Origin of the sequence: Duganella flavida (genome assembly GCF_009857445.1) — a bacterium.
In the GTDB taxonomy this organism is placed as follows: Bacteria; Pseudomonadota; Gammaproteobacteria; order Burkholderiales; family Burkholderiaceae_D; genus Rugamonas; species Rugamonas flavida.
Window position 1 is genome coordinate 96,639 of sequence record NZ_WWCN01000002.1, and the last position, 26,052, is coordinate 122,690.

The 26,052-nt window shown below is 59.7% G+C and carries 29 protein-coding genes; 19 read left to right on the forward strand and 10 right to left on the reverse strand.

The genetic code is table 11. The features are described from left to right. Positions 1-64: 64 nt before the first annotated feature. The 4 genes from GTP46_RS02740 to GTP46_RS02755 all read right to left on the reverse strand — a co-directional run bounded on the left by GTP46_RS02740 (position 65) and on the right by GTP46_RS02755 (position 6,699). Positions 65-3,649 carry an ABC transporter permease/M1 family aminopeptidase gene (locus tag GTP46_RS02740; RefSeq protein WP_161005096.1) on the reverse strand — a complete coding sequence of 1,195 codons (3,585 nt, stop codon included), beginning with the start codon at positions 3,647-3,649 and terminating at the stop codon, positions 65-67. 9 nt (positions 3,650-3,658) lie between these two features. Then, positions 3,659-4,552, reverse strand: coding sequence for an ABC transporter ATP-binding protein (locus GTP46_RS02745; protein WP_161005097.1), 894 nt, complete (start codon positions 4,550-4,552; stop codon positions 3,659-3,661). A 167-nt stretch (positions 4,553-4,719) separates the two neighbouring features. Then, positions 4,720-5,916 carry an ABC transporter permease gene (locus tag GTP46_RS02750; protein ID WP_161005098.1) on the reverse strand — a complete coding sequence of 399 codons (1,197 nt, stop codon included), beginning with the start codon at positions 5,914-5,916 and terminating at the stop codon, positions 4,720-4,722. A gap of 3 nt (positions 5,917-5,919) precedes the next feature. Next, positions 5,920-6,699 (reverse strand): ABC transporter ATP-binding protein, encoded by a 780-nt coding sequence (locus GTP46_RS02755; protein ID WP_161005099.1) that lies wholly within the window; start codon positions 6,697-6,699, stop codon positions 5,920-5,922. A 112-nt stretch (positions 6,700-6,811) separates the two neighbouring features. On the opposite strand from GTP46_RS02755, the gene GTP46_RS02760 reads away from it, so the two are divergent. Together GTP46_RS02760 and coq7 are read left to right on the forward strand one after the other, a co-directional pair. Further along, positions 6,812-7,246 carry a hypothetical protein gene (locus GTP46_RS02760; protein ID WP_161005100.1) on the forward strand — a complete coding sequence of 145 codons (435 nt, stop codon included), beginning with the start codon at positions 6,812-6,814 and terminating at the stop codon, positions 7,244-7,246. Between the two features lie 34 nt (positions 7,247-7,280). Next, on the forward strand, positions 7,281-7,922 hold the full coding sequence (coq7, locus tag GTP46_RS02765) for a 2-polyprenyl-3-methyl-6-methoxy-1,4-benzoquinone monooxygenase (protein ID WP_161005101.1): 642 nt from the start codon (positions 7,281-7,283) through the stop codon (positions 7,920-7,922). Here the strand turns inward: coq7 and GTP46_RS02770 are convergent. The 3 genes from GTP46_RS02770 to GTP46_RS02780 are packed head-to-tail and all read right to left on the reverse strand — an operon-like array spanning position 7,913 to position 9,366. Then, positions 7,913-8,629, reverse strand: a complete 717-nt coding sequence (locus tag GTP46_RS02770) for an immunity protein Imm33 domain-containing protein (RefSeq protein WP_161005102.1) — start codon at positions 8,627-8,629, stop codon at positions 7,913-7,915. The two genes, coq7 and GTP46_RS02770, sit on opposite strands and share 10 nt — an antisense overlap. Then, positions 8,626-8,931, reverse strand: coding sequence for a hypothetical protein (locus GTP46_RS02775; protein WP_161005103.1), 306 nt, complete (start codon positions 8,929-8,931; stop codon positions 8,626-8,628). Before GTP46_RS02775 ends, GTP46_RS02770 begins: the two co-directional genes overlap by 4 nt. Before the next feature lie 9 nt (positions 8,932-8,940). Next, positions 8,941-9,366, reverse strand: coding sequence for an OsmC family protein (locus GTP46_RS02780; RefSeq protein ID WP_092279327.1), 426 nt, complete (start codon positions 9,364-9,366; stop codon positions 8,941-8,943). A gap of 224 nt (positions 9,367-9,590) precedes the next feature. Between GTP46_RS02780 and rplM the strand changes: the two genes are divergently transcribed. The 5 genes from rplM to GTP46_RS02805 all read left to right on the forward strand — a co-directional run bounded on the left by rplM (position 9,591) and on the right by GTP46_RS02805 (position 12,745). After that, complete coding sequence (rplM, locus tag GTP46_RS02785; RefSeq protein ID WP_056157909.1) at positions 9,591-10,019, forward strand: 50S ribosomal protein L13; 429 nt, start codon at positions 9,591-9,593, stop codon at positions 10,017-10,019. Positions 10,020-10,028: 9 nt separating this feature from the next. After that, positions 10,029-10,421 carry a 30S ribosomal protein S9 gene (rpsI, locus tag GTP46_RS02790; RefSeq protein WP_161005104.1) on the forward strand — a complete coding sequence of 131 codons (393 nt, stop codon included), beginning with the start codon at positions 10,029-10,031 and terminating at the stop codon, positions 10,419-10,421. Between the two features lie 159 nt (positions 10,422-10,580). Further along, a complete protein-coding gene (argC, locus tag GTP46_RS02795; RefSeq protein ID WP_161005105.1) occupies positions 10,581-11,618 on the forward strand; it encodes an N-acetyl-gamma-glutamyl-phosphate reductase in 1,038 nt (345 codons plus the stop codon). A gap of 85 nt (positions 11,619-11,703) precedes the next feature. Then, on the forward strand, positions 11,704-12,054 hold the full coding sequence (erpA, locus tag GTP46_RS02800) for an iron-sulfur cluster insertion protein ErpA (RefSeq protein ID WP_092279321.1): 351 nt from the start codon (positions 11,704-11,706) through the stop codon (positions 12,052-12,054). A 178-nt stretch (positions 12,055-12,232) separates the two neighbouring features. Next, a complete protein-coding gene (locus tag GTP46_RS02805; protein WP_161005106.1) occupies positions 12,233-12,745 on the forward strand; it encodes a helix-turn-helix domain-containing protein in 513 nt (170 codons plus the stop codon). Here the strand turns inward: GTP46_RS02805 and GTP46_RS02810 are convergent. Then, positions 12,696-13,793 carry an anhydro-N-acetylmuramic acid kinase gene (locus GTP46_RS02810; RefSeq protein ID WP_161005107.1) on the reverse strand — a complete coding sequence of 366 codons (1,098 nt, stop codon included), beginning with the start codon at positions 13,791-13,793 and terminating at the stop codon, positions 12,696-12,698. The two genes, GTP46_RS02805 and GTP46_RS02810, sit on opposite strands and share 50 nt — an antisense overlap. 82 nt (positions 13,794-13,875) lie before the next feature. On the opposite strand from GTP46_RS02810, the gene GTP46_RS02815 reads away from it, so the two are divergent. Continuing rightward, entirely contained in the window at positions 13,876-14,052 is a 177-nt protein-coding gene (locus GTP46_RS02815; RefSeq protein ID WP_161005108.1) for a hypothetical protein, read from the forward strand. Continuing rightward, positions 14,042-14,314, forward strand: a complete 273-nt coding sequence (locus GTP46_RS02820) for a DUF4351 domain-containing protein (protein WP_371869556.1) — start codon at positions 14,042-14,044, stop codon at positions 14,312-14,314. Before GTP46_RS02815 ends, GTP46_RS02820 begins: the two co-directional genes overlap by 11 nt. A gap of 33 nt (positions 14,315-14,347) precedes the next feature. Here the strand turns inward: GTP46_RS02820 and GTP46_RS02825 are convergent, their stop codons facing one another. After that, the gene (locus GTP46_RS02825) at positions 14,348-15,736 is read right to left on the reverse strand and encodes a M23 family metallopeptidase (RefSeq protein ID WP_161005110.1); all 1,389 of its coding nucleotides are present in this window, start codon (positions 15,734-15,736) and stop codon (positions 14,348-14,350) included. 158 nt (positions 15,737-15,894) lie between these two features. On the opposite strand from GTP46_RS02825, the gene tyrS reads away from it, so the two are divergent. The 9 genes from tyrS (at position 15,895) to ruvA (ending at position 23,061) form a co-directional block, all read left to right on the forward strand. After that, positions 15,895-17,148 carry a tyrosine--tRNA ligase gene (gene tyrS, locus GTP46_RS02830; RefSeq protein ID WP_161005111.1) on the forward strand — a complete coding sequence of 418 codons (1,254 nt, stop codon included), beginning with the start codon at positions 15,895-15,897 and terminating at the stop codon, positions 17,146-17,148. After that, positions 17,145-17,591: a D-aminoacyl-tRNA deacylase gene (dtd, locus tag GTP46_RS02835; RefSeq protein WP_161005112.1), complete on the forward strand. Its 447-nt coding sequence runs from the start codon at positions 17,145-17,147 to the stop codon at positions 17,589-17,591. The genes tyrS and dtd overlap by 4 nt, the downstream gene beginning before the upstream one ends. A 1-nt stretch (position 17,592) precedes the next feature. After that, the gene (locus GTP46_RS02840) at positions 17,593-18,012 is read left to right on the forward strand and encodes a YbhB/YbcL family Raf kinase inhibitor-like protein (protein ID WP_161005113.1); all 420 of its coding nucleotides are present in this window, start codon (positions 17,593-17,595) and stop codon (positions 18,010-18,012) included. Next, positions 18,009-18,659 (forward strand): histidine phosphatase family protein, encoded by a 651-nt coding sequence (locus tag GTP46_RS02845; RefSeq protein ID WP_161005114.1) that lies wholly within the window; start codon positions 18,009-18,011, stop codon positions 18,657-18,659. The genes GTP46_RS02840 and GTP46_RS02845 overlap by 4 nt, the downstream gene beginning before the upstream one ends. A 148-nt stretch (positions 18,660-18,807) precedes the next feature. Then, positions 18,808-19,824 (forward strand): tRNA dihydrouridine synthase DusB, encoded by a 1,017-nt coding sequence (gene dusB / locus GTP46_RS02850; RefSeq protein ID WP_161005115.1) that lies wholly within the window; start codon positions 18,808-18,810, stop codon positions 19,822-19,824. A gap of 110 nt (positions 19,825-19,934) precedes the next feature. Continuing rightward, positions 19,935-20,168 (forward strand): helix-turn-helix domain-containing protein, encoded by a 234-nt coding sequence (locus tag GTP46_RS02855; RefSeq protein ID WP_072788986.1) that lies wholly within the window; start codon positions 19,935-19,937, stop codon positions 20,166-20,168. Between the two features lie 87 nt (positions 20,169-20,255). Beyond that, positions 20,256-21,842, forward strand: a complete 1,587-nt coding sequence (gene purH, locus GTP46_RS02860; RefSeq protein ID WP_161005116.1) for a bifunctional phosphoribosylaminoimidazolecarboxamide formyltransferase/IMP cyclohydrolase — start codon at positions 20,256-20,258, stop codon at positions 21,840-21,842. Positions 21,843-21,911: 69 nt separating this feature from the next. Next, positions 21,912-22,463, forward strand: coding sequence for a crossover junction endodeoxyribonuclease RuvC (gene ruvC, locus GTP46_RS02865; protein ID WP_161005117.1), 552 nt, complete (start codon positions 21,912-21,914; stop codon positions 22,461-22,463). A gap of 19 nt (positions 22,464-22,482) precedes the next feature. Beyond that, positions 22,483-23,061: a Holliday junction branch migration protein RuvA gene (gene ruvA / locus GTP46_RS02870; RefSeq protein ID WP_161005118.1), complete on the forward strand. Its 579-nt coding sequence runs from the start codon at positions 22,483-22,485 to the stop codon at positions 23,059-23,061. Positions 23,062-23,177: 116 nt separating this feature from the next. Here ruvA and pdxR read toward each other — a convergent pair whose 3' ends face one another. Beyond that, positions 23,178-24,683: a MocR-like pyridoxine biosynthesis transcription factor PdxR gene (pdxR, locus tag GTP46_RS02875; protein WP_161005119.1), complete on the reverse strand. Its 1,506-nt coding sequence runs from the start codon at positions 24,681-24,683 to the stop codon at positions 23,178-23,180. Positions 24,684-24,781: 98 nt separating this feature from the next. Here pdxR and GTP46_RS02880 point away from each other — a divergent pair, with 98 nt between their 5' ends. Further along, positions 24,782-26,047, forward strand: coding sequence for a 4-aminobutyrate--2-oxoglutarate transaminase (locus GTP46_RS02880; protein ID WP_161005120.1), 1,266 nt, complete (start codon positions 24,782-24,784; stop codon positions 26,045-26,047). Positions 26,048-26,052: the final 5 nt, after the last annotated feature.

Consider the following 26,052-nt stretch of genomic DNA (forward strand, 5'->3'; position numbering starts at 1 on the left):
TGCGCGGGGACGACGGCGTTGCGCGTTGCCGTCATTCCCGCGAAAGCGGGAATCCATGCTGCGCTTACTGCGCCTGTAGCTCGACGTTGATCATATTGTCGTCCGGCTTGCGGTCGATCAGCTTGTTGTCTGGATCGATGCCCGCTTTGGCCGGGCGGCCGCTCACCACCACCGTGTAGCGATTCTCCTTCTGCGTGATCAGCATACGCTGGCGCAGCAGGCTGTTGCCGTCTTTGTCGTCAATGCCGATGTCGATCCAGTCGCGCAGCGCGCTATCTTTCTCCTCGCCTTGCTCCCCAGCGCGCACCTTGGCGGCGCTGACGGTGAAGCTGACTTCGTAACGCCCATCATTCAGCTTGCGTGCAGTCGCCGCGACGGCGTGATTCTCATACAGCACGATGTAGTTGAACAGGTCGTCGATCAGGTAAGCCTGGTCGGCCGGCGTGATTTTGCGCAGCGCATCCACCAGCACCGTCACGCTCGGATACGGTCCGGACTTGCGGCCGTACTGGTTCAGGAGCTCTTTCAGCGCGCCGTTGACCTTGTCCTCACCCAGCATTTCCTGCAGCTGGTACATGGCCATGCTGCCTTTGCGGTAGTGGATGTAGTTCTGGTTTTCGTTTTCCGCCAGCGGCAGTTCCTTCTTGCGTTCCAGCGCGCGGCCGATCAGGTAGTGGTCCAGGTCATAGTGCAGGAAGCGGCGCATTTTGCCCGGGCCAAAATTCTTCTTCATCACCATCAGCGCCGAGTACTCGGCCAGCGTTTCGCTCAGCACCGTGCTGCCGCGCGTGTTGCCGGCCACCAGCTGATGGCCCCACCACTGGTGCGCTACTTCATGCGCGGTGATGTAGAACGGGTAGTCGATATCCTTCGGATTCTTGTCGTTGACCTTGGCAATAAAGCCCACCGATTCCGAATACGGAATGGTGTTTGGATACGACTGCGCAAACTGCGCATAGCGCGGGAACTCGACGATGCGCACCAGCTTGTGCTGGTACGGACCAAAATTTTTAGTGTAGTAATCCAGCGATTCCTTGATGCCCTTGTCCATGCGGTCGAGGTTGTACTCATGGCCCGGATGGTAGTACAGCTCGATACCCACGTCCTGCCACCAGTCGCGCTTGACCAGATAGCGCGCTGACTGGAAGCCGTACATATTCAGCATCGGCTGGTCCATCTTGTAGTGGAAGTAGCGGCGACCCTTGCTGCTCCAGTCCTTGACCAGCGTGCCTGGCGCAATCGCGGTCTGGTCGGCGCTGGTGCTGACGGTGGTGTCGAAATTGATCCAGTCGGCGTCGTTGCTGACAGCGTTGTTGGCCAGGCCGCCCACATCGTCACGCGGCAGCATGCGCTCGCGCACCGGCAGCTTGTGCTTTCTACGGTCGCTCGCATCGCTCAGTTCCCAATCCTGCTGGTAGCCGATGTGCGGCATGATGCCGTTGTTGAAGAAGGTGCCATTGCCGATCACCGGCGTGTCGCGGCCAAGGCCGAGAATGCCTTGCGGGGTGTAGCTGATGTCAAAATCCATCGCCATTTGCGCGCCCGGCGCCAACGGCTTGCTGAGTTTGTAGGTGTAGAAGCCCAGATCGTCGTCCTGCAAGCCGTTGCGTACTTCCTGGCTGAAGCGCACGCGGTACTGCGCTACGGTGTTGTCCTGGGTGATGATGATGTCGTTGACCGGCTGCGTGGTTTTGTTCTGCAGCACGTAGCGGCCCTTGACGATCAGCACGCGCTTGTCCGGCCACATGTCGACGTTCAGTTTGACGTCGGTGATGCGCGGCTGCGGCAGCACGGCGTATTGCTTGTACTTGCGCTCGTAGCTGGCTTTTTCCGCTTCCTTGTAATAGGTCGATTTGAAGCAGTTGGCCATGTACTGGTTGTAGAACAGCACGCCGCCGGCGCCGCCGAAAATCAGCACGCCGACGGTGATGGTGGTCAGCACCGGCACGGTCAGCGCATGGCGCGCCAGTTGCAGGCGCTGGCGCCAGCCGTCGTTGGTGCCGCGCGCCCAGAACAGCAACGACAGTACGGTCAGCAGCAGCGCCGCACCGCCCCAGTAAGCTTCGTACCAACGTTCACGCAGCAGGAAGTGGCCGTAGCCGTTCATGGCGGAGTAGGTAATGCTCGGCATGTTGCCGTAGATGAGCATCGGGTTATCCAGCCCGATGCTGCTCGCCGTCACGCTGATGATGTAGTAGACGATCATCGCAAAGTAGGCGATGTAGCGCTGGTTGATCAGCACTTGCAGCGCAATCGCCAGCACCGCTGTCAGCGCATAGCCTGGCATTTGCAGCAGGAACAGGTGATGCAGGTACAGGCCCGGCTCCAGCAGGAAGTAGCCCTGGAAGATTTGCACCGCCATGCCGGTCAGCATAACGATCACCATCAGCACCAACTGCAGGCCGATCAGCGCGAACAGCTTGGCCAGCAGCGGCAGCCAGCTTGGCACCGGCAGTGCATCCAGCATTTGCGCCATGTGGGCTTCGCGCTCGCGCCAAATCAGTTCGCCGGCGTAGAAGGTGGTGATCACCATCATGAACAGCGCGAAGGTTTCGCTGACGATTTCCAGCACCTGGTAGGTGACTGGGTAAGTATTGGTACCCCACAGCGAGCCCATGTCCAGCGAGGAGGCGCCCATCATCAGCACGCCGGCCAGCACGATCACCAGGAAGTAGATGTTCTTGGTAGTCTCGCGCAGGTTGAGCCAGCTGGAACGCAACAACAGCCAGCCGAGGCTGCGTGCCTGAAAGTCAGGCTTCTCTTGCGTGTTGGTGGAGGTTTGCGACAGGTGTTGCGGGATTTCGCCTTCGCCGGTGCTGGTGCGCTTGCCGTGGCCGCTATCGCTGGTGGCGATGAAGTGGAAACGCCAGTAGCCGACCATCAGGCCCACCAGCGCAGCCGAAGCCCAGATCACGCGGTTCAGCAGGTACACGCCTTCCGGCAGGAACAAGCGGGTGTTGCGCTCGATGATGGGCCAGTACTCGGTCAGGCGGATCACGGCGGTGGTGCCGAATGGGTCGATCAGGGCGGCGAAGGTTTTGTAGTCGAGGTCGCGCGCCAGGCCGGGCGCCACCATGTAGCCGATCAGCATGACCACGCTGGAGATATAGACCGGCAGCATGCGCCGCGTCAGCGCCGCCAGGATGAAGAACACCGCACCAAAGATGAAGATGTTGGGCAGGATGACGACAAAGTAGGGGATCACATAAGCAATTGCATCCGCATGCGCCAGCCGCTCGGGATCGATGCCGGGGATGAAGCTGCCCAGCCACGCACCGATCAGGATGCTGGTGAAGATCGCCGCCAGCGTGATGTAGGCGCCGAGGAAACGACCGAACATGTACTGGTGTTTCTTGATCGGCGCACTGAAGAAGAAGTGCTGCATGTCGTACTCGAAGTCCTGCTGCACCGAGCGCCCCATCATGGCGGCGATGACGATCACGCCGATCGAGCCGAGGAAGCTGGTGGTGAACATGAGCGAGCGCGGCGAGTCGATCAGCTGGCTGCCGAAGGTGACCGAAGCGCCTTTGAAGAAGCCGCCGGCGGCAGCCATCCACAGCATGGTTAGCGCCAGGAAGCCGAAGAAGTAGACCCAGGTCGATAACAGTTTGAGGCGCTGGCGCGCTTCAAAGTAGGCAATGGCAAACATGATACGCCCTTAATCGCAGCTGTTCGCGGCGCGATGGCGGCCAGCGATGGTGGCGAAGTAGACATCCTCCAGATCGCCGATGGCTTCCTCAAAGCCGTCGCCCGGATCATCGTCGCTGTAGACATGGATCAGCGTGCGGCCCGACAGCAGGCGCGACGAAATTACCGGATGGCGCAGCTGGAACGAAGGCAGGTCGGCCTTGTTGATGAAGCGGGCCCAGATTTTGTCGCTGACTTCGTGGATCAGTTCCTGCGTCGGCCCGCACAGCAGCAAATGGCCTTTGTTGATGATGGCCATGTTGGCGCACAGGTCGGCCACGTCGCTGACGATGTGGGTGGACAGGATCACCGTCTTGTCTTCGCCGATGTCGGACAGCAGGTTGTGGAAGCGCACGCGCTCTTGCGGGTCGAGGCCGGCGGTCGGCTCGTCGACGATGATCAGTTTTGGATCGCCCAGCAGTGCCTGCGCGATGCCGAAACGCTGGCGCATGCCGCCCGAGAAGCCGCCCAAACGCTGGTGGCGCACTTCAAACAGATTGGTTTGCTGCAGCAGGCCGTCCACCACTTCGCGGCGGCGATGGCGGTTGCTCAGGCCTTTCAGCACGGCGAAATGGTCGAGCAGTTCGTAAGCGGTCACTTTCGGGTAGACGCCGAAATCCTGCGGCAGGTAGCCCAGCTGGCGGCGGATTTCATCCTTTTCATCGAGTACGTCGAGGTCGCCGAAGAACACCGAGCCGGAGTCGCATTCCTGCAAGGTGGCGAGGGTACGCATCAGCGTCGATTTGCCGGCGCCATTGGGGCCGAGCAGACCGAACATCCCGGTCGGGATCGTGAGCGAAATATTGTCCAGCGCAACGACGCCGTTGCTATAGGTTTTGGACAAATTGCTGATGCTTAATTCCATGCTAACTCCTGATTCTGCACGACCACACACTTTTCACATGATGGCATTGTATTGAATTTGGTCCATAGCCGGGGTCCCATTGCGATGGGCCGCACAATGGTGCGCCAGAGTGCAGATTTGGCGGAACAGGCCGGAGGGATGGGGTCATGGTTGAATAGACAACTTAATCAATTCCTGAACAAAACCTGCTCGCGGTTGAACCACCAGCGGCACAGGGCCAGCAGCAGGCCGGCGGTCAGCGTAGTTGACAGGAGTATCACGGAAAACATGCGGTAGTCCATTGTCCCTTTGACCAGTTCCTTCATTGCCAGCGATACGTTGGTGAGCGGCACCATCGCCCATTTCCAGTTCAGCTCCACGCCGGGCAGTAGCGCCACAAAGGTCGGCAGGATGGTGACCAGGATCAGCGGCGAGATCAAGCCGGCCGCTTCTTTGTAGCTTTTGGCGTAGACCGAAATCGACAGCAGCACGGCGGCAAAGATGGCGGCGGTGGGCACCAGCATCAGCGCCACCATCGCCAGGTCGAGTGGGCTGATGGCGCGCATCATCAGCACCAGGTCGCCGCCGATCTGCGGGCCAAAGAAATGCAGCAGCACGCCCACGCTGACGATCATCAGCAGCGCCGAACACAGGCCGACAGTGAACAGCATCAGGAACTTGGCCAGCACAATGGCGGTGCGCGAGACCGGTGCCAGCAGCAGCGTTTCCAGCGTGCCGCGCTCTTTCTCGCCGGCGCCGGTGTCGATGGCCGGGTACATCGCCGCCATCAGGCACACCATCAGCAGCACGTAGGGCAGCATGCCGCCGACGATGGCGCCCATCTGCTCGCGCTTGTCGGCGGTGGAGTGGTCTTCCAGCGTGATGGGATCGAGAGCGAACGCCAGCTGGTGCTTGTTGAGGTTGAGCGCGGATAGGGCATGCTCGCGCAGCTCGCGGTTGGCGCCGCCGATCACGGACATCACACGCTTGCGCGTCAGGTCAACGGTGGCGGCGCTGTTGTAGTGCAGCTGGATGACGCCTTGCTGCTGGGCCTCCAGCTGGCCGTTGAGGCCGGGCGGTATCACCAGCGCGAACTTGATGCGCTCGGCGGCGATGGCGGGCTTGATCTCATCCGGGCTGGCCAGCACGATTTCGTGGAAGCCTTTTTCTCTCGCGAAGCGCTCGGCCAGTTGCGGCGCGTGCTGCTGGCCGAAGATGGCGTAGGTCATGTCGGCCTGGCTGGCGCGTTTGAACATGCTGCTGGACACCATGCCGAAGCCGCCAAAAATCAGCGGCATGCCGAACACGGGAATGAAAACGGTGAAGAAAAAAGTGCGGCGGTCGCGCGCCAGTTCCAGCAACTCCTTGAGGTAGATGGTCCACATGGTTCAGCTTCCCTGATGGATGACGCCGACGAACGCGTCATACAAATCGGCACTGCCGCCGAGGTGGCGCAGCTCGTCCATGGTGCCGTGGAAGGCGGTCTTGCCGTGGTTGATGATGCAGACGCGGTCGCACAATTTTTCCACCTCGTGCAGGTGGTGGGTGGAGAAAATCAGCGGAATGCGCAGCGCCTTGTAGCTGGCGATAAAGTCCAGCAGGATTTTGGCCGACATGACATCCAGGCCAGTGGTCGGCTCGTCGAGGATGACGATTTGCGGTTCGTGCACCACGGTGCGGGCGATGGCGCATTTCTGCTTCATGCCGGTGGACAGCTGGTCGGCCCGCTTGTTGCCGAACTCGTGCATTTGCAGCAGCTCGAACAATTCATCGCAGCGGCGCTTCAGGTAGGCAGGGCTCATGCCGTGCAGGCGGCCGAAGTATTCGATGTTCTCGCGCGCTGTCAGGCGGCCGTACAGTCCGGTCGACCCGGACAGAAAGCCGATATGCTGGCGCGCGGTGAGGGGATTTTCCAGCAGGTCGATGCCGTTGGCGTGAATGCTGCCGGCGTCCGGTTTGAGGGCGGTGGAGAGCAGGCGCAGGGTAGTGGTCTTGCCGGCGCCGTTGGGGCCGAGCAGGCCCAGTACCTCGCCCGGCGCGCAGCGGAAACTGACGTCGCGCACCGCGTGGAACCAGCCGTCGTGATCGCGCGGATCGCGCGCCATAGCCGTCTTGCCGCCGCGCGCGGGCAGGCGAAAGCGTTTGGCCAGGCTCCTTACCTCGATCATCGTGGTTGCCCCAAAATGGAAAGTTTCAAGAATAGCATGTCAAAATTCTTGTACGCAAGCTACTGGTTTTACAAAACTCTTGTTATAGTCGCACAGGGGAGCTCGGCGAAATATGAATGCACAACTCAAGGAAAAAATACTGGCGGTGATGCATAGCGGCGTCGACCGTGAAGAATCCACCGGTTTCTTCCGTGTGGCGCTGGGGCTGTATTACCTGTCTGGATTGATCACCAAGGAAGCGCTGGATTTCAAGACGCTGGACCGCGATTTCAACCGCTTCATCTATCACTCGATCGGCAAGGGCCACAGCATCACCAGCATCTTGCAGTACATGAGCGGCGAGAAGGTGGTGCGAGTGGTCGAGTCCAAGCGCTTCCTGAAAGCGTTTGGCGAATGCTGCACCGAGGTACCGCTGGAGAACATCCCCTTCCTGCTGGGCTTGAACCTGGGTGTGGCGAAGGACATTTCCAGGATCGACGTGCGCGGTCCGGTAGCCGATTACATTGAACGCCAGCGACAGCTGCGCGAAGCAGCGGACGCAAGTTAAAATATCGTTTTATTTTGACGACGCGAGTTTGCCCATGGCCGCACATCATCACACTCCACTGGACCGATTCATTGCCGGCGCCGACAAAGCGCTGCGCGTAGTAAGCGGCGTCGCTTCGGCCTCGCGACCGACGCCGGCGGCGCACGCGGCCGATGCGGAGATGAGCGAAGCAGAACGCCGCCACGCGGCTGGCCTGATGCGCGTGAACCATGTCGGTGAAGTGTGCGCGCAAGCGCTGTACAACGCGCAGGCGCGCTTTGCCCGCACGGAAGAAATCCGGGCGCAGTTCGAGCATTCGAGCCGCGAGGAAGAGGATCATCTGGCGTGGACCGCGCAGCGTTTGGGCGAGCTGAACTCGCACATCAGCGTGTTGAATCCACTGTTTTACGCCGGCGCGTATGCGCTGGGTACGGTGGCCGCCGTGCTGGGCGATGCGCGCAGCCTCGGCTTTGTGGTGGAGACTGAGCGGCAAGTAGAGGCGCATCTGGAAAGCCACCTCGACCGCCTGCCGCCGCAAGACGCGAAATCACGCGCCATCGTTGACCAGATGCGCATCGATGAAATTGAACACGGCCAAGCCGCCCAAAATCTCGGCGCTGCCAATGTGCCGGCGCCGGTGCAGCAAGTCATGTCGGTCATGGGCAAAGTCATGACCAGCACTGCTTATTACATCTGACGGTTTAGCAGTTCAATAAATGAGCCGGGCTTGATAGGCAAGGCCTGGCCGTTTTTCTTGAAGCTGATTTTGCCGTCAATGGTGGCTTGCACGCCTGGCGGGATGGCAAAGAACTTGACCAGGTCCGGCCGCTCTTTGGCCAGCTGGTACAGCGAAATCAGGGTGTAGTTGTTGGGCGATGCGGTCTTGTCGTTCAGGTCGATTACCTTGAGGCCGGAGTTCCTGCCGTTCGGAGCGCTTCTTTCCAGCATCAGGCGCGGTGACTTGTCGTAGTTGACGTGCACGACTACCGCTTGAATCAATGATGGGAAGGCCAGGGCGTCCGCAGCCAAGACGCTTTCGACGGTGTCTTTCTGGCTGCGTAAATGCTTGAGCGTGCTATCCACCGAATCCACGAAGACGATGGGGAAGGACTTCATGTCCGGCTCGGTGACGATGAGCTGGCCTTTGTCGCCCGCCTGCAGCTTGGTCAGCATCCAGCCCAGCTGCATGGTTTCGCCGGCTTTGAATTTCTCGCCTGAGGCGACCATGCCTTCCAGCGTGGAGAGCGCCCAGTCCACATCCGCGCGCGGAATGCTGGAGCTCATCACATTGATCTGAAATTCCGGCTGCCCGAACTGCGCGCATTTGGTGGTGAGGTAGGTCTCCGCCGAGGCGGTTTGCGCGGCGCCCAACGCCAGCAGGGTTGTGATGAGTTGACGGATCACGGCTTGGCTGGCAGCGTGCGTGGCTTGCCGTTCACGTACAAGGTCTTTTTGCCGTTAGCGACGATGAATTTGATTTCGCAGTTGGCCGGCACTGCGCCGTATGAGACGCCGTTCACATATACCACACGCTGCAGTAGCTCGATCTTGTCGTCGTCCAGCTGAGCGATACCGGCGTTGCCGCGAATAGTGGCGACATGCTGGTCGCCACTGGCGTTGATGGATGATGAGTTGCCGCCGTCCTGCGCTTGGGCTGCCGCGCACATCACACTAAACAGTAATGCCAGATAAGCCGACTTCATCATAGCTGTCCCTTAGGCGACTTCAACGATTTCGAACGAGTGGGTAATTTCAGCGGTCTTGCCCAGCATGATCGAGGCGGAGCAGTATTTGTCGTGCGACAGGGTGATGGCACGTTCCACCGCTTCCGGTTTCAGGCCTTTGCCGGTCACGACAAAATGGAAGTTAATCTTGGTGAACACTTTCGGCTCAGTGTCTGCGCGCTCGGCTTTGAGCGTGCACTCGCAGCCACGGATGTCGGCGCGGCCTTTTTTCAGGATCAGCACCACGTCGTAAGCCGTGCAGCCGCCGGTGCCCAGCAGGACCATCTCCATCGGACGCGCCGCCAGGTTGTGGCCGCCGCCTTCCGGGGCGCCATCCATATTGACCAGATGGCCGGAGCCGGTCTGGGCCAGGAAACTCATGCCCGACGGGCCATTCCAGCTAACTTTGCATTCCATTGCATTCTCCGTCATAAGAAACTTTGTCCATATTGTAATGGACCGCGCCAGCCCTGTGTTTGCGCGGCCTGAACGCTATATCGGGCTTGACTTGACAGCCTTCAAGCGGTTATGATTGTCGGCTTTCCATTCGCTCAGGAAAGTAAATAAAAAGGCCGAGTCCGCTGATGTTGCTAGCGGAACCACCATTTGAGCGGTAATTTCTATATACAGAAAGTCATCACATGAAAACTTTTTCCGCTAAAGGACATGAAGTCCAGCGCGACTGGTTCGTGATTGACGCGACGGACAAAGTCCTCGGACGTGTTGCCAGCGAAGTGGCACTCCGACTGCGCGGCAAACACAAACCTGAGTTCACCCCTCACGTCGATACCGGCGATTTCATCGTCATCATCAACGCAGGCAAACTGCGCGTGACCGGCACCAAAGCAACCGAGAAGACCTACTACCGTCACTCGGGCTACCCAGGTGGCATCTATGAGACCAACTTCCTGAAAATGCAACAGCGTTTCCCAGGTCGCGCTCTGGAAAAAGCCGTCAAGGGCATGCTGCCAAAAGGCCCACTGGGCTACGCAATGATCAAGAAGCTGAAAGTGTACGCCGAAGGTTCGCACCCGCACGCTGCCCAGCAACCTAAAGCACTCGAAATCTAAGGAACTGACATGATCGGTAACTACAATTACGGCACCGGCCGTCGCAAGAGTGCAGTAGCTCGTGTGTTCATCAAAGCTGGCACTGGCCTCATCATCGTCAACGGTAAGCCTGCGTCGGAATACTTCTCGCGCGAAACCGGCCTGATGGTCATTCGTCAACCTCTGGAACTGACCGGCAACGTAGAACGTTTTGACATCAAAGTCAACGTACACGGCGGCGGCGAGTCCGGCCAAGCAGGTGCAGTTCGTCACGGCATCACCCGCGCTCTGATCGACTACGATTCGGGCCTGAAAGGTGATCTGGCACGCGCTGGCTTCGTAACCCGCGATGCACGTGAAGTTGAACGTAAAAAAGTTGGTCTGCGCAAAGCACGTCGCGCAAAACAATTCTCGAAGCGTTAATTTTTACGCTCTGGTGCGCTGCTTGCGGCGCACTGCAAAAAAAGCCGCCGGCCTTGTGTCAGGCGGCTTTTTTTCCATCTGGCTGCCGTCATACGGCTGTAGCCATTGCCTGATAAAATGGCTCCCATTTCTCCACGCATTTCACCTCAAGGAAAGAACATGATCAAAGTTGGCATCGTCGGCGGCACCGGATACACCGGGGTAGAACTGCTGCGTTTGTTGGCAGTCCACCCGGATGTGGAACTGACGGCAATCACCTCGCGTAAAGAGGACGGCTTGCCAGTGGCTGATATGTTCCCTTCGCTGCGTGGCCGCGTGAACATCGCTTTCTCGTCGCCGGACAAGGCTGACCTGAGCAAGTGCGACGTGGTGTTCTTCGCCACTCCGCACGGCGTCGCCATGGCGCAAGCGCCTGAGCTGCTGAAAGCTGGCGTCAAGGTGATCGACCTGGCCGCCGACTTCCGCATTAAGGACAAGGCCGTCTTTGAAAAATGGTACAAGATCGACCACACCTGCCCGGAACTGCTGGAAGAAGCAGCCTACGGCCTGGCCGAACTGAACCGCGACAACATCAAGAACGCCCGTCTGGTTGCCAACCCTGGCTGCTACCCAACCACCATGCAGCTGGGCTACTACCCGCTGCTGAAAAACGCGCTGGTCGATGCCGGCTCGCTGATCGCTGACTGCAAATCTGGCGTGTCGGGCGCTGGCCGCAAGGCGGAAATCGCCACCCTGTTCTCGGAATCGTCGGATAACTTCAAGGCCTACGGCGTGGCTGGTCACCGCCACACTCCGGAAACCTCGGCCCAGCTGCAAAAGTTCACCGCTGATAAAGTCGGCCTGATCTTTACCCCGCACTTGGTGCCAATGATCCGCGGCATGCACTCGACCCTGTACGCGCGCCTGACCAAAGAGATCAGCAACGAAGACTTGCAGAAGCTGTTTGAAGACCAATATAAGGACAGCGCCTTCGTCGACGTGATGCCGTTCGGCTCGCATCCTGAAACCCGCTCGACCCGTGGTTCGAACATGCTGCGCCTGGCGCTGCACCGTCCGGACAACGGCAACACCGTGATCGTACTGGTGGTGCAGGACAACCTGGTCAAGGGCGCATCGGGCCAGGCGGTGCAATGTATGAACCTGATGTTCGGCCTGGAAGAAACCACTGGCTTGACGCAAATCGCCTTGTTGCCGTAAAACTCGCTGATTTTGCGGGCTGCGGAGCATAAATCACACCAAGGGTCTATAATGACCCTTAATTGTTTTCTCGTAGGAGTATGAAATGAACGCTGTTGCCGAAATGCCAGCACCTATCGTTTTCACCGATAGCGCTGCTGAAAAGGTCGCCCAACTGATCGAAGAGGAAGGCAATCCCGACCTGAAACTGCGCGTATTCGTGCAGGGCGGCGGCTGCTCCGGCTTCCAGTATGGCTTCACCTTCGACGAAATCGTCAATGAAGACGACACCACCATGGTCAAGAACGGCGTACAGCTGTTGATCGACTCGATGAGCTACCAGTACCTGGTTGGCGCAGAGATCGACTACAAGGATGACCTGGAAGGCGCCCAATTCGTGATCAAGAATCCAACCGCTACTTCGACCTGCGGCTGCGGCTCCTCGTTCTCGGTATAAATTCGGACTTGTCCACAAAGACGGCGGCCTGCGGGTCGCCGTTTTTTTGCGCGCTGTCAAAGGACAGCTCTCGGCGACTGGTCGAAAAGCCCTCGTTTCTGTGACAAGGAGCTGGTTGAAGTCTGGCTGCGTGATGGACGGAAGGTGCTAATTCACATTGAAGTCCAGTCACAGCGCGATGCGCTACTGGCTTTGGTTCGGACGCGATTACGAGGTCGATGTGGACCGCTGGGTAGTGACCATCGAGGTGGCGTATCTGCAGCAGATCAACAGCAAGTTGCAGGACTTCATCAAGCTGTGGGCCTCGCCGCGTGTGATTCCGCTGTCTTATGCGGCCGAATCGGCTGGTGAATTTTTCAATGTGATCAGCAAGCTATCGCATGAGGTGGTGGCTAAGACCATTGGCCACGTGGCCGGCACCGAGGCGCTGCTGGCAGATCGTTTCCGCGAGTTGATCGACCAGTATTATCGCGAGAATTTGCAGCTACAGAATTATGCGTCGATGATGGGCGTGTCGCTGGTACAGTTGTGCGCAGCATGTGCGGCGGCGGTGGGGCAGAGTCCGACCAAGATGATCCATGCGCGGGTGATCACCGAGGCGAGACGCAACCTGATCAGTTCCGCAGCGCCGCCCCTCGCTCTTAACGAGGATAGAGCGCGCCGAGAACGCGCTCGCCTTTCGCCCCGGTGACGGCAGGCAGGTTGCCGGCGAGCCGCTCGCTGAAGCGATATCCCAGCCACGCAAACGCCAGCGCTTCCACCCGGTTAGGCGCAACACCCAGCGCTTGCGTGGACGCGACCAGCACCTGCTTGCCCAATTCTGCGCCCAGCGTGTCCATCAGCACGCTGTTGTAAGCCCCGCCGCCGCAAATGTAGACCGCATCTGCACCACCGCCGTAAGCCTTGATGGCATCGGCGAGTGTGACGGCGGTGTACTGCGTCAGCGTGCGCTGCACATCTTCCGGCGCGGCCGGTGGATGCACGGCCAAGCGTGCATCGAGCCAATCAAGATGGAACAAATCGCGTCCTGTACTTTTTGGCGCAGGCAGGGCCAGATAAGGCTCCTTCAGCAATTCAGTCAGCAGATCAGGAATCACCTTGCCGCTTGCCGCCCACGCGCCATCAGCATCGTATTCCTTGTCCTGATGGCGATGAATCCAGCCATCCATCAGCACATTGCCTGGGCCGGTATCGAAACCGATCACACTGCCGTCATCGGCCAGCACACTGATGTTGGAGATGCCGCCAATGTTGGCGACCACGCGCGCCTGTCCCGGCCTCCCAAACAAAGCCTGATGGAACGCCGGCACCAGTGGCGCACCTTGTCCACCGGCGGCGATATCGCGGCTGCGGAAATCGGCAATCACATCGATGCCGCACAGTTCGGCGAGCAGGGCAGGGTTGTTAGTCTGGCGCGTGAAGCCTAGCTCGGGGCGATGGCGTATCGTCTGCCCATGCACAGCGACCGCGCGTACTTCCTGCGCTTGCTTGCCCGATTCGCGCAGCAACTCAGTCACACACTGCGCATAAAACTGCGCCAGCTGATTGGCAGCCCAAGCCTCGCGCTCAATCTCATTCGCCCCTGCAGCCTGCAAGGCCATCAGTTCCGCGCGTAGCGACGGTGGGAACGCGATGTAAGCCGCCGCCAGCGTGGTGATGGCTGGCCCATTAAACTGCGCCAGCGCGCCATCCACACCATCCAGGCTGGTGCCCGACATTAAACCGATATACAAAGCCATAGCGTCCCCCAAGTGATACGCAAAATTATAGTCGATTGAATTCGCTCAATATGGCAACAGGACGCGACGATAGACTGGGCCGATGTCCAACACTGCCCCCAACGGGCGCTATGACATGCCCTGGAAGCTGGCGCTGACGCACGCTGTCTACGATTTCCTGGATTTCTTCTTCCCTGATATTGGTGTGGAAATCGACAGAAAAAAACGACCGCGCTTCCGCGACAAGGAACTGGCCGCACTCGGCTTTGGTGCACATTGAAGTGCAGGCCCAGCGTGATGCTGCGCTGGCGCGGCGCGTGTTCAGGGGATTGAAGAAAGGCCTCGAACAAGGCATGGAGCAAGGTTTGAAGCAGGGCCGCAAGCAAGGGGCAGTTGCGCTGCTGGAGCGGCAGTTGGCACGGCGTTTTGGGCCACTACCGCAAACCGTTCAGAGGAAGCTGGCGAAGGCAAGCTTGGAGCAAGTGGATGCGTGGGGCGAGGTGGTGCTTGAGGCTACATCGCTGAAGCAGGTGTTCAAATAAAAAAACAGGCCAGTCTGAGCTGGCCTGTGGTGTTTATTTTGCTGCGACGCGGGTAGCTGCGCCACCGCCGCCTGCCGGGCGCAACAGCGCGAAGCGGTGCGTCATGTCGTTGGCGTAGACTTTGAAGCGGCTCATCTCGGCGGCCGTCAGCGGCGCCTGTGCCTGCACGTTCATCTTGCCTGGATCTTTGGCTTCACCACCCACGCGGAATTCGTAGTGCAAGTGCGCGCCGGTCGACCAGCCGGTGGTGCCGACATAACCGATCACATCACCCTGGCTGACCTTGGCGCCTTTTTTCATGCCCGTACCAAAGCGGCTCATGTGGGCGTAAGCGGTGGTGTAGTTGTTCCAGTGCTTGATGATGATGAAGTTGCCGTAGCCATTCATGGTGCCGGCGAAATCAATCACGCCATCGCCTGCTGCGCGGATCGGGGTGCCGGTTGGCGCCGGGAAGTCGATGCCTTTGTGCTGTTTCCATTGGCCCGAAAGCGGATGTACCCGCATTGCGAAACCGGACGAAATACGCGAGAACTCCACCGGCGATTTCAGAAAGGCTTTTTTCAGCGACTTGCCATCAAAGCTGTAGTAACCGCCGCCTTGCTTGCTTTGCGGATCTTCAAACCACACGGACTGGTAAGTAATGCCCTTGTTGGTGAACTCGCCCGCCAGCACGCGGCCGGCGCGCACGAACTCGCCGTCCTGCCAGAAAGTTTCGTAGACGACGTTAAAATTGTCGCCCCGTTTCAGGTCGCCGCGGAAGTCGATGTTGGTCGAGAACATCTCGATGATCTGCTTGACGATGGTGTCTGGCAGCTTGGCGCCGTCTTCGCTCGAATCGGTTGCCGCGTACAGGGTCGAGGTAATGTTACGCGCGTGCATTTCCACGCGGCGTTCCAGCTTGGCTGGCTCGGCGGTCGCAACAAAGCCATCGCCCTTGCGGGTAATCTTGATGTTGGTGACTGGATCGTCCTTGCCGTCCACCACGGTGGCGCGCAGCCACTGCAGGTTGCCTTCGTCATCGGTCTGCGCTTGCACGCGCTTGCCGGTCTTGAGCTGCATCACGCCTTTCGCAACTTTATCTTTTTTGATAAAGTTCTCGGCCGCTTCGTCGTCCACGCCAAGGCGGGTCAACAACGTAGCCAGGGTATCGCCGGCGCGGATTTTCTCTTCGTGGACGAAATGGGCATTAGAAGACTGTTGTTCCAGCGCGTTGATCTGGGGAGCCAGATCCGGGGCAACTACGGATTCCTGCACAGTCTTCACAGGCAGATCGGATGCGTCAGGCGCGAGCGGAGCTACGCCGGCCGCACCAAAAGCACATACTGCGAGAAACAATGCAGACGCGCTGATGATGCGCGCCTTGCGCGTAGAACCTAGCAGACTGAACAAGCGTGAGCTTGTGAATTTATGTATTTGGTTCATGCAATCAGTTAAAATTTGCCGCTTGAACTATTCAGGAACGTTTTATTTCTTCTAATTATGAGTTTTGTTAGTTTTTGTGCGGCAAGATTGATGGATCGAGGATTATATCAAACTCCTGAAGCTCCCCTCCTTTTTCTGAAAAATACGCTTACATCACTATGACTACCTCTTCTTCGACACCGCCGGCTCCCTCTAAAGCATTGCCGTTATCCGACAACGTACAGGAGGCACTCGCCATCACCAAACGCGGTGTCGACGAGTTGCTGATCGAAAGCGAGTTTGCCCAGAAGCTGGCGCGCTCGGAACAAAGCGGCGTACCGCTGCGCATCAAGCTGGGCCTGGACCCAACCGCGCCGGACCTGCACCTCGGCCACACCGTGGTGCTGAACAAAATGCGCCAGCTGCAAGACCTCGGACATCAGGTGATCTTCCTGATCGGCGACTTCACCTCGATGATCGGCGATCCATCGGGCCGCAACGCCACCCGTCCGCCGCTGACCAAGGAACAGGTCGAGCAAAACGCGATGACCTACTTCAAGCAGGCCTCGCTGGTACTGGATCCGGCCAAGACCGAAATCCGCTACAACTCGGAGTGGTGCGATCCGCTGGGCGCGCGCGGCATGATCCAGCTGGCTTCGCGCTACACCGTGGCACGCATGATGGAGCGCGACGATTTCACCAAGCGCTTTAAAAATGGCACGCCGATTGCCGTGCATGAATTCCTGTACCCGCTGATGCAGGGTTACGACTCGGTCGCTTTGAAAGCCGACCTGGAACTGGGCGGCACCGACCAGAAATTCAATCTGCTGGTTGGGCGCGAACTACAAAAGGACTTCGGCCAGGAGCCTCAATGTATTTTGACCATGCCGCTGCTGGAAGGTTTGGACGGCGTCGAAAAAATGTCGAAGTCGAAGAACAATTACATCGGCATCACCGAGGCGGGTAACACCATGTTCGCCAAGATCATGAGCATCTCCGACGACATGATGTGGAAGTACTTCAATCTGCTGTCGTTCCGCTCGATCGCCGATATCGCCGCATTGAAGGCCGAAATTGAAGGCGGCCGCAACCCGCGCGACGCCAAAGTCGCCATCGCGCAAGAAATCGTGACGCGCTTCCACTCGCAGCAAGCGGCGGAAGATGCACTGGCCGACTTCGTCAATCGCTCGAAAGGTGGTATCCCGGACGATATCCCGGAAGTAGCGCTGGCCGGCGCGCCGTTGGGCGTGGCGCAACTGCTGAAGCAAGCCAACCTGTGCGCTTCCACTTCGGAAGCCATGCGCATGGTGGAGCAGGGCGGCGTGCGCGTTGATGGCACAGTGATCAGCGACAAGGCTCTGCAACTGCAAGCCGGTACCTTCGTACTGCAAGTCGGCAAGCGCAAGTTCGCACGCGTGACCTTGTCCGCATGATCGGGCTGTTGCAACGCGTGAGCAGCGCCAGCGTGGTGGTAGATGGCGTCACGATAGGCGCTATCGATGCCGGTTTGATGGTGCTGGTCTGCGCCGAGCGCAACGACACGGAAAAGGACGCGGACGCGCTGCTCACGAAGCTGCTGGGTTACCGCGTATTCGCCGACGATGCGGGCAAGATGAACCGCAGTGTGACCGACACCCAAGGTGCCCTGCTGCTGGTGCCGCAGTTCACCCTGGCGGCTGACACCAAGTCCGGCACGCGCCCGTCGTTCACGCCAGCCGCCGCACCTGCCGACGGTTTGCGCTTGTTCAACTACTTCGTCGAACAGGCGCGACTGAAGCATCCGACTGTACAGACCGGCCAGTTTGGCGCGGACATGAAAGTTTCGCTGACCAACGACGGACCGGTCACCTTCTGGCTGCAAACTAACGCGAAATAAGATGCAGCTCACCAGCGACAGCTTCTACGAGCAAGGCCAGATCCCGGCAAGCCGCAGCCCTCAGCTGGGCTGGATCGAAGTGCCGGGCGGGACCGAGTCGCTGGTGCTGCTGTGCATGGACGCCGACGCGCCCGCCGATTTCTTCCTGTGGTGCGTGGCCGATATCCCGCCGTCGCTGCCGTCGATTGCTGCCGGCGAGGCAGCGCATTTGAGGCAGGGCCTGAACGATTATGGCGGTCTCGGGTATCATGGCCCTTTGCTGCCGCCAAACGAGACGCATCAATATGTTTTTCGCATCTATGCGCTGGATGTGGCGCGGCTGGAACTACCGAAGCGGTTTACCGGTGGTGACGTTTTGAACGCCATTTACGGCCACATCATCGATGAAGCGCAGCTGATAGGCGCTTATACACAAACATGACTCACACCACTATTTTGCTGATCCGCCACGGCGAGACGGCATGGAACGCCGTGCGCCGCCTGCAAGGCCACATTGACATTCCGCTCAACGAAGAGGGCGAGCGCCAGGCCGCCGCATTGGCGCGCGCGCTGGCCGCTGAAAAGCTGGACGCCATCGTCTCCAGCGACTTGCAACGCGCCATGCAGACCGCACAGGCCGTCGCCGCGTTGCACACCAGCCTGACCCTGCAAACCGAGCCGGGGCTGCGCGAGCGTGCCTACGGTGCGTTTGAAGGCATGCTGTACCAGGATATTCAGCAGCAGTACCCGGACGACTTTGCCCGCTGGCAGGCGCGCGACGTTGAAGCAGTGATGCCGTTCGGCGACCGCTACGCGGAAAGCTTCCACCAATTCTACGACCGCGCCATTTCCAGTCTGCGCGCCGTGGCTGCTCGCCATGCCGGCCAGACCGTGGCGGTGGTGGCCCACGGCGGCGTGCTGGAATGCGCCTACCGCGAGGCGCGCGGCATCCAGCTGGACAGCCCGCGCGACTTCCAGGTCAAAAATGCCAGCATTAACCGATTTACCATTTCGGATGGAAAACTAGTGTTGGACAGCTGGGGTGAAGTCGAGCACCTGGCACTGGCGGCCATGGACGATGTGATCTAACGTTCGTGCTTTAAATTTACGCACGGAAACAACGGTTCATAACATCCAGACTGCACATTTGCCGAATTCATAAAAAATAGTGCTTATTATTTGAGCAGGGCTTCGGTTAAAATAGAAGGTTCCTTCTCACCCCTTTCAGGTATTGTCAGTGCAAATCGGCCCTCATTTACTGCGCAACAACGTTTTCGTCGCTCCTATGGCTGGAGTTACGGATCGTCCATTCCGCCAGCTGTGCAAGGAGCTGGGTGCGGGGTACGCGGTGTCTGAAATGGCGGCGTCCAACCCACGTTTGTGGGCGACCGAGAAGAGCTCGCGCCGCACCGATCACACCGGCGAGATGGAGCCGAAAGCCGTGCAAATCGCCGGCGCCGACCCGAAGGACTTGGCCGACTGCGCCCGTTTCAACGTTGAGCGCGGCGCCCAGATCATCGATATCAACATGGGTTGCCCGGTCAAGAAAGTATGCAACGCATGGTGCGGTTCGGCCTTGCTGCAAGATGAAGAGCTGGTCAAGCGCATCGTCGATGCCGTGGTGGGCGCGGTGGACGTGCCGGTCACGCTGAAATTCCGCACCGGCTGGGACCGAGAAAACAAGAACGCATTGCAGATCGCCCGCATCGCCGAGGATGCCGGCATCGCCATGCTGACCTTGCATGGCCGCACGCGCGCCGACGGCTACAAAGGTGACGCTGAGTACGACACCATTGCAGCGGTAAAGAAATCGGTTTCAATTCCAGTGGTCGCCAACGGCGACATCACCACGCCGGAAAAAGCCAAATTTGTACTCGACTACACTGGCGCCGACGCTGTCATGGTGGGCCGCGCCGCTCAAGGCCGTCCGTGGATCTTCCGCGAGATCGACCATTACCTGCGCACCGGCAAGCACTTGCCGTCCCCATACGTGGACGAAGTGCGCGCGCTGATGGATGAACATTTGCGCGCCCACTACGCCTTCTACGGCGACTATCTCGGCGTGCGCACCGCCCGCAAGCACATCGGCTGGTACGTGCGTGACTTGCAAGGCGGCGAAGAATTCCGACAGCGTATGAACCTGCTGGAATCCACTGAAGAACAATTGCTTGCTGTGGACCAATTCTTCGAATCGCAGTGGAGTTACGGCGAACGGTTACAATACTGCCTCGCCGAAGATATGCAGGCTGCCTGAACGGCACGAGAGAGTACAAAAAAAGTCACATTATCAGAAGGGTAAACGTTTCCAGTCACGAGCCGGAACGATTTGCCAGCGTCAACAGATTACATAGCGAACGACAAAAAATGAGCAAAGAAAGTATCCAGGAAGTAGTCCAGAAAAGTCTCGAAGAATACTTCGCCGACCTGGGTGAGCAACAAGCATCGAACATCTACGACATGGTCGTGCTGACCGTTGAAAAACCGATACTGGAAGTGGTCATGACCCGTGCCGACGGTAACCAGTCGCACGCCGCGCAGATGCTGGGCATCAACCGCAATACCCTGCGCAAGAAATTACAAGAGCACGGCCTGCTGTAATAGCGCCTGTTCCATCCGGCATGAAGTGGCTGGGGACGGCCGCAATGCCGGCCGACCGAATACTCAACCACTAGTCTTTTCATCGCCATGATTAAACAAGCTCTCATCTCCGTATCCGACAAAACCGGTGTGCTGGACTTCGCGCGCGCGCTGTCCGCCATGGGCGTCAACATCCTGTCGACCGGCGGCACCGCCAAACTGCTGGCCGACAACGGCGTGCCAGTGACCGAAGTTGCCGACTACACCGGTTTCCCGGAGATGCTGGATGGCCGCGTGAAAACGCTGCACCCGAAAGTCCACGGCGGCATCCTGGCCCGTCGCGATTTCCCGGAGCACGTGGCCAAGCTGGAAGAGCACAACATCCCGACCATCGACATGGTGGTGGTCAACCTGTACCCGTTCCAGGCAACTGTTGCCAAGGATGATTGCACGCTGGATGACGCTATCGAGAACATCGACATCGGCGGCCCAGCCATGCTGCGTTCGGCAGCCAAGAACCACAAGGACGTCGTAGTGATCTGCGACCCGGCCGACTACGGCGTGGTGCTGGCGGAAATGAAAACCACCGACAATGCCCCTGGCTACGTCAGCTACGACACCCGCTTCACGCTGGCCACCAAAGTCTACTCGCACACTGCGCAGTACGACGGCGCCATCGCCAACTACCTGACCAGCCTGGACGCAACCCGCGCCCACGCCACCCGCAGCGCCTACCCGAACAAACTGAACGTCGCCTTCGAAAAAGTGCAGGACATGCGCTACGGCGAAAATCCGCACCAGTCGGCTGCGTTCTACCGCGACGTGACGGTTACCGCTGGCGCGCTGGCTAACTACAAGCAGCTGCAAGGCAAGGAACTGTCGTTCAACAACATCGCTGATGCGGACGCGGCTTGGGAGTGCGTGAAGAGCATGGGTGGTTTCGACCAGTCGGCTGCTTGCGTGATCGTCAAGCACGCCAACCCGTGCGGCGTGGCCCTCGGCGCGAATGCTGTGGAAGCTTACAAGCGCGCGCTGCAAACTGATCCGACCTCGGCGTTCGGCGGCATCATTGCCTTCAACGTGGAAGTGGATGCAGCAGCTGCGACCGAACTGGCCAAGCTGTTCGTGGAAGTACTGATCGCTCCGTCGTTCACCGCAGAAGCCAAGCAGATCTTGTCGGCCAAGCAGAATGTTCGCCTGCTGGAGATCCCGCTGGGTGACGGCGTCAACGCCATGGACTTCAAGCGCGTGGGCGGTGGTCTGCTGGTGCAGTCGGCTGACTCGAAAAACGTGCTGCTGGCTGATGTGCGCGTCGTCAGCAAGAAACAGCCTACCCAGCAAGAACTGCAAGACATGATGTTCGCATGGCGCGTTGCCAAGTATGTCAAGTCGAACGCTATCGTCTTCTGCGGCAACAACATGACCCTGGGCGTGGGCGCTGGCCAGATGAGCCGTATCGACTCCGCTCGTATCGCTTCGATCAAGGCACAGAATGCTGGCTTGTCGCTGGCGAACTCGGTGGTGGCGTCTGACGCGTTCTTCCCGTTCCGTGACGGCCTGGACGTGGTGGTTGACGCTGGCGCGACCTGCGTGATCCACCCAGGTGGCTCGATGCGCGACCAGGAAGTGATTGACGCAGCGGATGAGCGCGGCGTAGTCATGGTCTACACCGGCACCCGTCACTTCCGCCATTAATTCCGGCTTAGTTCCGATTAAAACGCCCGCAAGCTTGCGGGCGTTTTCTTTAGTGCATACAATTCCCCAATGATAATTCTCGGCATCGACCCCGGCTTGCGCACCACTGGCTTTGGCGTCATACAAAAGCAGGGCAGCAAGCTGCGCTACATCGCCTCCGGCACCATCAAGAGCGGCGAGGGCGATTTGCCGACGCGGCTCAAGGTGATTCTGGACGGCGTGGGTGAAGTCGCCCGCACCTACAATCCGGATTGCGCGGCGATTGAGCAAGTGTTCGTCAACGTCAACCCGCAATCGACCTTGCTTTTGGGCCAGGCGCGCGGCGCGGCGATTTGCGCGCTGGTGTCGGCCGACTTGAGCGTGGCCGAGTATTCTCCGACCCAAATCAAAAAAGCCATCGTCGGCACCGGCCGTGCGGTGAAAGCGCAGATGCAGGAAATGGTGGTTCGTCTGCTGTCGATGCCTGGGATGCCGGGCACTGATGCGGCCGATGCACTGGGCATCGCCATCTGCCACGCGCACAGCCGCGAAACACTGACCCTGATCGCCGGCGGCACCAACGCCACTGCCAACGGTCCGCTGGCCGGACTGCGCATGCGTCGCGGCCGCCTGGTCGGCTAACTTCTTCTAAAGGTAAAACATGATCGGACGTCTCTCCGGGATTCTGCTTGAAAAAAATCCGCCGCAACTGCTGGTTGATGTTGGTGGCGTAGGCTACGAAGTCGACGTCTCGATGAGCACCTTCTACAACCTGCCCGGCGTGGGAGAGAAAGTGGTGTTGTTCACGCACCAGGCCATCCGCGAAGATGCGCATCTGTTGTTCGGCTTCGGCAATGCGGAAGAGCGCGCCGTGTTCCGCCAACTGATCAAAATTACCGGCGTGGGCGCGCGCACCGCGCTGTCGATCCTGTCCGGCATGTCGATCGCCGACCTGGCGCAAGCGGTAACGCTGCAAGAATCCGGCCGCCTGATGAAAGTTCCAGGCATCGGCAAAAAAACCGCCGAGCGCCTGTTGCTGGAACTGAAAGGCAAGCTGGGCGCAGACATCGGTGCAGGTGGTGCGGCTGCCGCACCAGACTCGAAATCCGACATCCTCAATGCCCTGCTGGCGCTGGGCTACTCCGACAAAGAAGCCCTGCTGGCCCTGAAAACCGTGCCCGCCGGAGCGACCGTCTCTGACGGCATCAAACAAGCCCTCAAAGCCCTCTCCAAAGGCTAAATTCGGGGTCAGCTCTGTCATTTGGACATGCAGCTCTGAAGTTTGATATAGCTCAAGACGCGCAAGTAAGTCCTGTCACTGTGGCTCGCGCTGCAGGTATTGAGATTCCTCAAGGATCATGCGCGCGTGTCCAAATGACAGAGCTGACCCCGAATTTCTTGGGCGAGCTCGGCGAAGAGGGGGGGGATGCTCTCGGTGGAGACTGCTGCGTAGCCTAGCATCAGGCCGGGGCGGGCTGAGGTTGGCTCGGCGTAGTAGGCGGATAGTGGGCGCGTCAGGATGCCGCGGACTTTGGCGGCTTGGCTGATGGCGACGTCGTTGGTGCCGGTGGGCAGGCCGAGTGCGAGGTGCAGGCCAGCGTCGCCTCCAGATATGGTGGCGATGTCGCCAAGCTCGTGACGGATCGCGGCTTGCAGGCAGGCTAGCCGCTCGGCGTACAGTTGCCGCATTTTGCGCACGTGCGAGGAGAAGTGGCCTTCGTTCATGAAGTCTGCCAGAACCGCGTGGAGGAAGCTTTGGCCGTCGCGGAATAGTTCGGCGTTGGCGCGGGCGAAGCGGGGGGCTAATGCGGATGGCACCACCATGAAGCCAATCCGTAAACCGGGGAATAGCGTCTTGCTGAAGGTGCCCAGGTAGATCACGCGCTCGTTGCTGTCGAGCCCTTGTAGTGATGCCAGCGGCGGGCCGCTGTAACGGAACTCGGAATCGTAATCGTCCTCCACCACCCACACCTTGTGACGTGCCGCGTATTCCAGCAGCAGGCGTCGTCGCGCCAAACTCATCACCGGCCCCAGCGGGTACTGGTGCGATGGCGTGACGAAGATGAAGCGCGGCGGCGTGCGCAGGGCTTCTTCCGGCAGTTGCATGCCTTCCTCATCCACCGGCAGCGGCAGCGGCGCGAGGCCGCTGGAGCGGATCACGTTGCGCGTGCCCCAGTAGCAGGGATCTTCCACCCACGCCGTGTCGCCCATTTCGCCCAGCAGCGTCGAGGCTAGCTGGATCGACTGGTGTGTGCCGGAGGTGACGATGACTTGCTCCGCTGTGCAGTTCACCGAGCGCGCGGTGCGCAGGTGACTGGCGATGGCTTCGCGGAGCGGCAAATAGCCGGCGCCGTCGCCGTAGGTTAGCAAGCCGGGCGCAATCCGCCGCCAGTGCCGCGCCTGCAATTTGCTCCACACTTCATTCGGAAAACGGGTGATGTCGGGAATGCCCGGCATGAACGCGCCCCATTGTGCCGAACTGGCGCCGGTGCCGGACAACAGCCGCTCGCCGCGTCCGCTCAACAGCGAGCCAGCGCCGCCGTCCGCAGTCGCCGCGTCGCCGGTCAGGGCCGCCGGTAGCCGCGCCATGTCCGGCTCCGTATCCGCCACATAGGTGCCATCTCCAGTGCGCGCCTCTAAATAGCCTTCCGCGATAAGCTGATCGTAAGCGTACGTGACGGTATTGCGCGACACGCCCAGATCCGCCGCCAGCGCTCGCGACGGCGGTACCCGCAAGCCTGGCAAAATCGCCCCACCGAGGATGCCGTCGCGCAGCAAGCCGTACAGCTGCCGGTTCATCGGCACCGTGCCGCCGCGCTCGAGATGCGTCAGCAGGTAGTCGGAAATGGAGACTTCGCTCATCGTAATTGGCTCTATCAAATAAACAGGAATGGCTCTATGCCATGAGTCCGCCGTATTTTACAGTGCTCTCACTGCTTAAACCTATGGGAGACCCCGAAATGAAAAACGCCGACCTGCAAAACCGTAAAAACGCCGCCACCCCACGCGGAGTTGGAGTCATGTGCGACTTTTACGCCCAACGCGCCAAAAACGCCGAGTTGTGGGACGTCGAAGGCCGCCGCTTCATCGACTTCGCCAGCGGCATCGCCGTGCTGAACACCGGCCACTGCCACCCGCGCCTGGTCGCAGCGATTCAGGAACAGCTGCAAAACTTCACCCACACCGCCTACCAGATCGTCCCATACGAAAGCTATGTCACGCTGGCCGAGCGCATCAACACCCTGGCAGCGGGCGATTTCACCAAGAAGACCGCCTTCTTCACCACCGGCGCTGAAGCCGTCGAAAACGCCATCAAGATCGCCCGCGCCCACACCGGCCGCAGCGGCGTGATCGCCTTCAGCGGCGGCTTCCACGGCCGTACCTTCATGGGCATGGCGCTGACCGGCAAGGTCGTTCCGTATAAAGTCGGCTTCGGTCCATTCCCGGGCGAGACTTACCACGTACCGTTCCCGATCGAAGCCCACGGCACCACCGTGCAGGACGCGCTGGACCACATCGCCCAGCTGTTCCGTGCCGATATCGATCCGAAGCGCGTGGCCGCCATCATCATCGAGCCAGTGCAAGGCGAGGGCGGCTTCTACGTCGCACCGCCTGAACTGATGCGCGCGCTGCGCAAGATCTGCGACGAGCACGGCATCCTGCTGATCGCCGACGAAGTGCAAACCGGCTTTGCCCGCACCGGCAAGATGTTCGCCATGCAGCACTACGACGTCGCCCCTGACCTGACCACGATGGCCAAGAGCCTGGCCGGTGGCATGCCACTGTCCGCCGTCTGCGGCCGCGCCGAGGTGATGGATGCGCCGGCGCCGGGCGGCCTCGGCGGCACTTACGCCGGCAACCCGCTGGCCGTCGCTTCCGCCCACGCCGTGCTGGACGTGATCAACGACGAAAAACTGCTGGACCGCTCGAACCAGCTGGGCGACCAGCTGCAAGCGATGCTGCGCGAAGCCAAGGCCAGCGTGCCGCACATTGCTGATGTGCGCGGCCTCGGTTCGATGGTTGCGGTAGAGTTCAGCGACCCGGCCACCGGCAAACCGGATCAAGATTTCACCAAGAAAGTCCAGCGCGTGGCGTTGGAAAAAGGCCTGCTGCTGCTGACCTGCGGCGTGCATGGCAATGTGGTGCGCTTCCTGTTCCCGCTCACCATCGAAGACCACGTGATGACCGAAGCGCTGGCGATTCTGGACGCCGCCCTGCGCGCATAAAAGGA

Coding starts and splice junctions, on each gene's coding strand:
- GTP46_RS02855 (WP_072788986.1), top strand. CDS start 19,935: ATGAGCAAAGAAAGTATCCAGGAAGTAGTCCAGAAAAGTCTCGAAGAA.
- dtd (WP_161005112.1), top strand. CDS start 17,145: ATGATCGGGCTGTTGCAACGCGTGAGCAGCGCCAGCGTGGTGGTAGAT.
- GTP46_RS02815 (WP_161005108.1), top strand. CDS start 13,876: ATGTCCAACACTGCCCCCAACGGGCGCTATGACATGCCCTGGAAGCTG.
- erpA (WP_092279321.1), top strand. CDS start 11,704: ATGAACGCTGTTGCCGAAATGCCAGCACCTATCGTTTTCACCGATAGC.
- GTP46_RS02755 (WP_161005099.1), bottom strand. CDS start 6,699: ATGATCGAGGTAAGGAGCCTGGCCAAACGCTTTCGCCTGCCCGCGCGC.
- ruvC (WP_161005117.1), top strand. CDS start 21,912: ATGATAATTCTCGGCATCGACCCCGGCTTGCGCACCACTGGCTTTGGC.
- GTP46_RS02760 (WP_161005100.1), top strand. CDS start 6,812: ATGAATGCACAACTCAAGGAAAAAATACTGGCGGTGATGCATAGCGGC.
- pdxR (WP_161005119.1), bottom strand. CDS start 24,683: ATGAGCGAAGTCTCCATTTCCGACTACCTGCTGACGCATCTCGAGCGC.
- argC (WP_161005105.1), top strand. CDS start 10,581: ATGATCAAAGTTGGCATCGTCGGCGGCACCGGATACACCGGGGTAGAA.
- GTP46_RS02825 (WP_161005110.1), bottom strand. CDS start 15,736: ATGAACCAAATACATAAATTCACAAGCTCACGCTTGTTCAGTCTGCTA.
- GTP46_RS02810 (WP_161005107.1), bottom strand. CDS start 13,793: ATGGCTTTGTATATCGGTTTAATGTCGGGCACCAGCCTGGATGGTGTG.
- GTP46_RS02745 (WP_161005097.1), bottom strand. CDS start 4,552: ATGGAATTAAGCATCAGCAATTTGTCCAAAACCTATAGCAACGGCGTC.
- coq7 (WP_161005101.1), top strand. CDS start 7,281: ATGGCCGCACATCATCACACTCCACTGGACCGATTCATTGCCGGCGCC.
- purH (WP_161005116.1), top strand. CDS start 20,256: ATGATTAAACAAGCTCTCATCTCCGTATCCGACAAAACCGGTGTGCTG.
- GTP46_RS02845 (WP_161005114.1), top strand. CDS start 18,009: ATGACTCACACCACTATTTTGCTGATCCGCCACGGCGAGACGGCATGG.
- tyrS (WP_161005111.1), top strand. CDS start 15,895: ATGACTACCTCTTCTTCGACACCGCCGGCTCCCTCTAAAGCATTGCCG.
- GTP46_RS02805 (WP_161005106.1), top strand. CDS start 12,233: ATGCGCTACTGGCTTTGGTTCGGACGCGATTACGAGGTCGATGTGGAC.
- ruvA (WP_161005118.1), top strand. CDS start 22,483: ATGATCGGACGTCTCTCCGGGATTCTGCTTGAAAAAAATCCGCCGCAA.
- GTP46_RS02740 (WP_161005096.1), bottom strand. CDS start 3,649: ATGTTTGCCATTGCCTACTTTGAAGCGCGCCAGCGCCTCAAACTGTTA.
- rplM (WP_056157909.1), top strand. CDS start 9,591: ATGAAAACTTTTTCCGCTAAAGGACATGAAGTCCAGCGCGACTGGTTC.
- GTP46_RS02880 (WP_161005120.1), top strand. CDS start 24,782: ATGAAAAACGCCGACCTGCAAAACCGTAAAAACGCCGCCACCCCACGC.
- rpsI (WP_161005104.1), top strand. CDS start 10,029: ATGATCGGTAACTACAATTACGGCACCGGCCGTCGCAAGAGTGCAGTA.
- GTP46_RS02840 (WP_161005113.1), top strand. CDS start 17,593: ATGCAGCTCACCAGCGACAGCTTCTACGAGCAAGGCCAGATCCCGGCA.
- GTP46_RS02750 (WP_161005098.1), bottom strand. CDS start 5,916: ATGTGGACCATCTACCTCAAGGAGTTGCTGGAACTGGCGCGCGACCGC.
- GTP46_RS02780 (WP_092279327.1), bottom strand. CDS start 9,366: ATGGAATGCAAAGTTAGCTGGAATGGCCCGTCGGGCATGAGTTTCCTG.
- GTP46_RS02775 (WP_161005103.1), bottom strand. CDS start 8,931: ATGATGAAGTCGGCTTATCTGGCATTACTGTTTAGTGTGATGTGCGCG.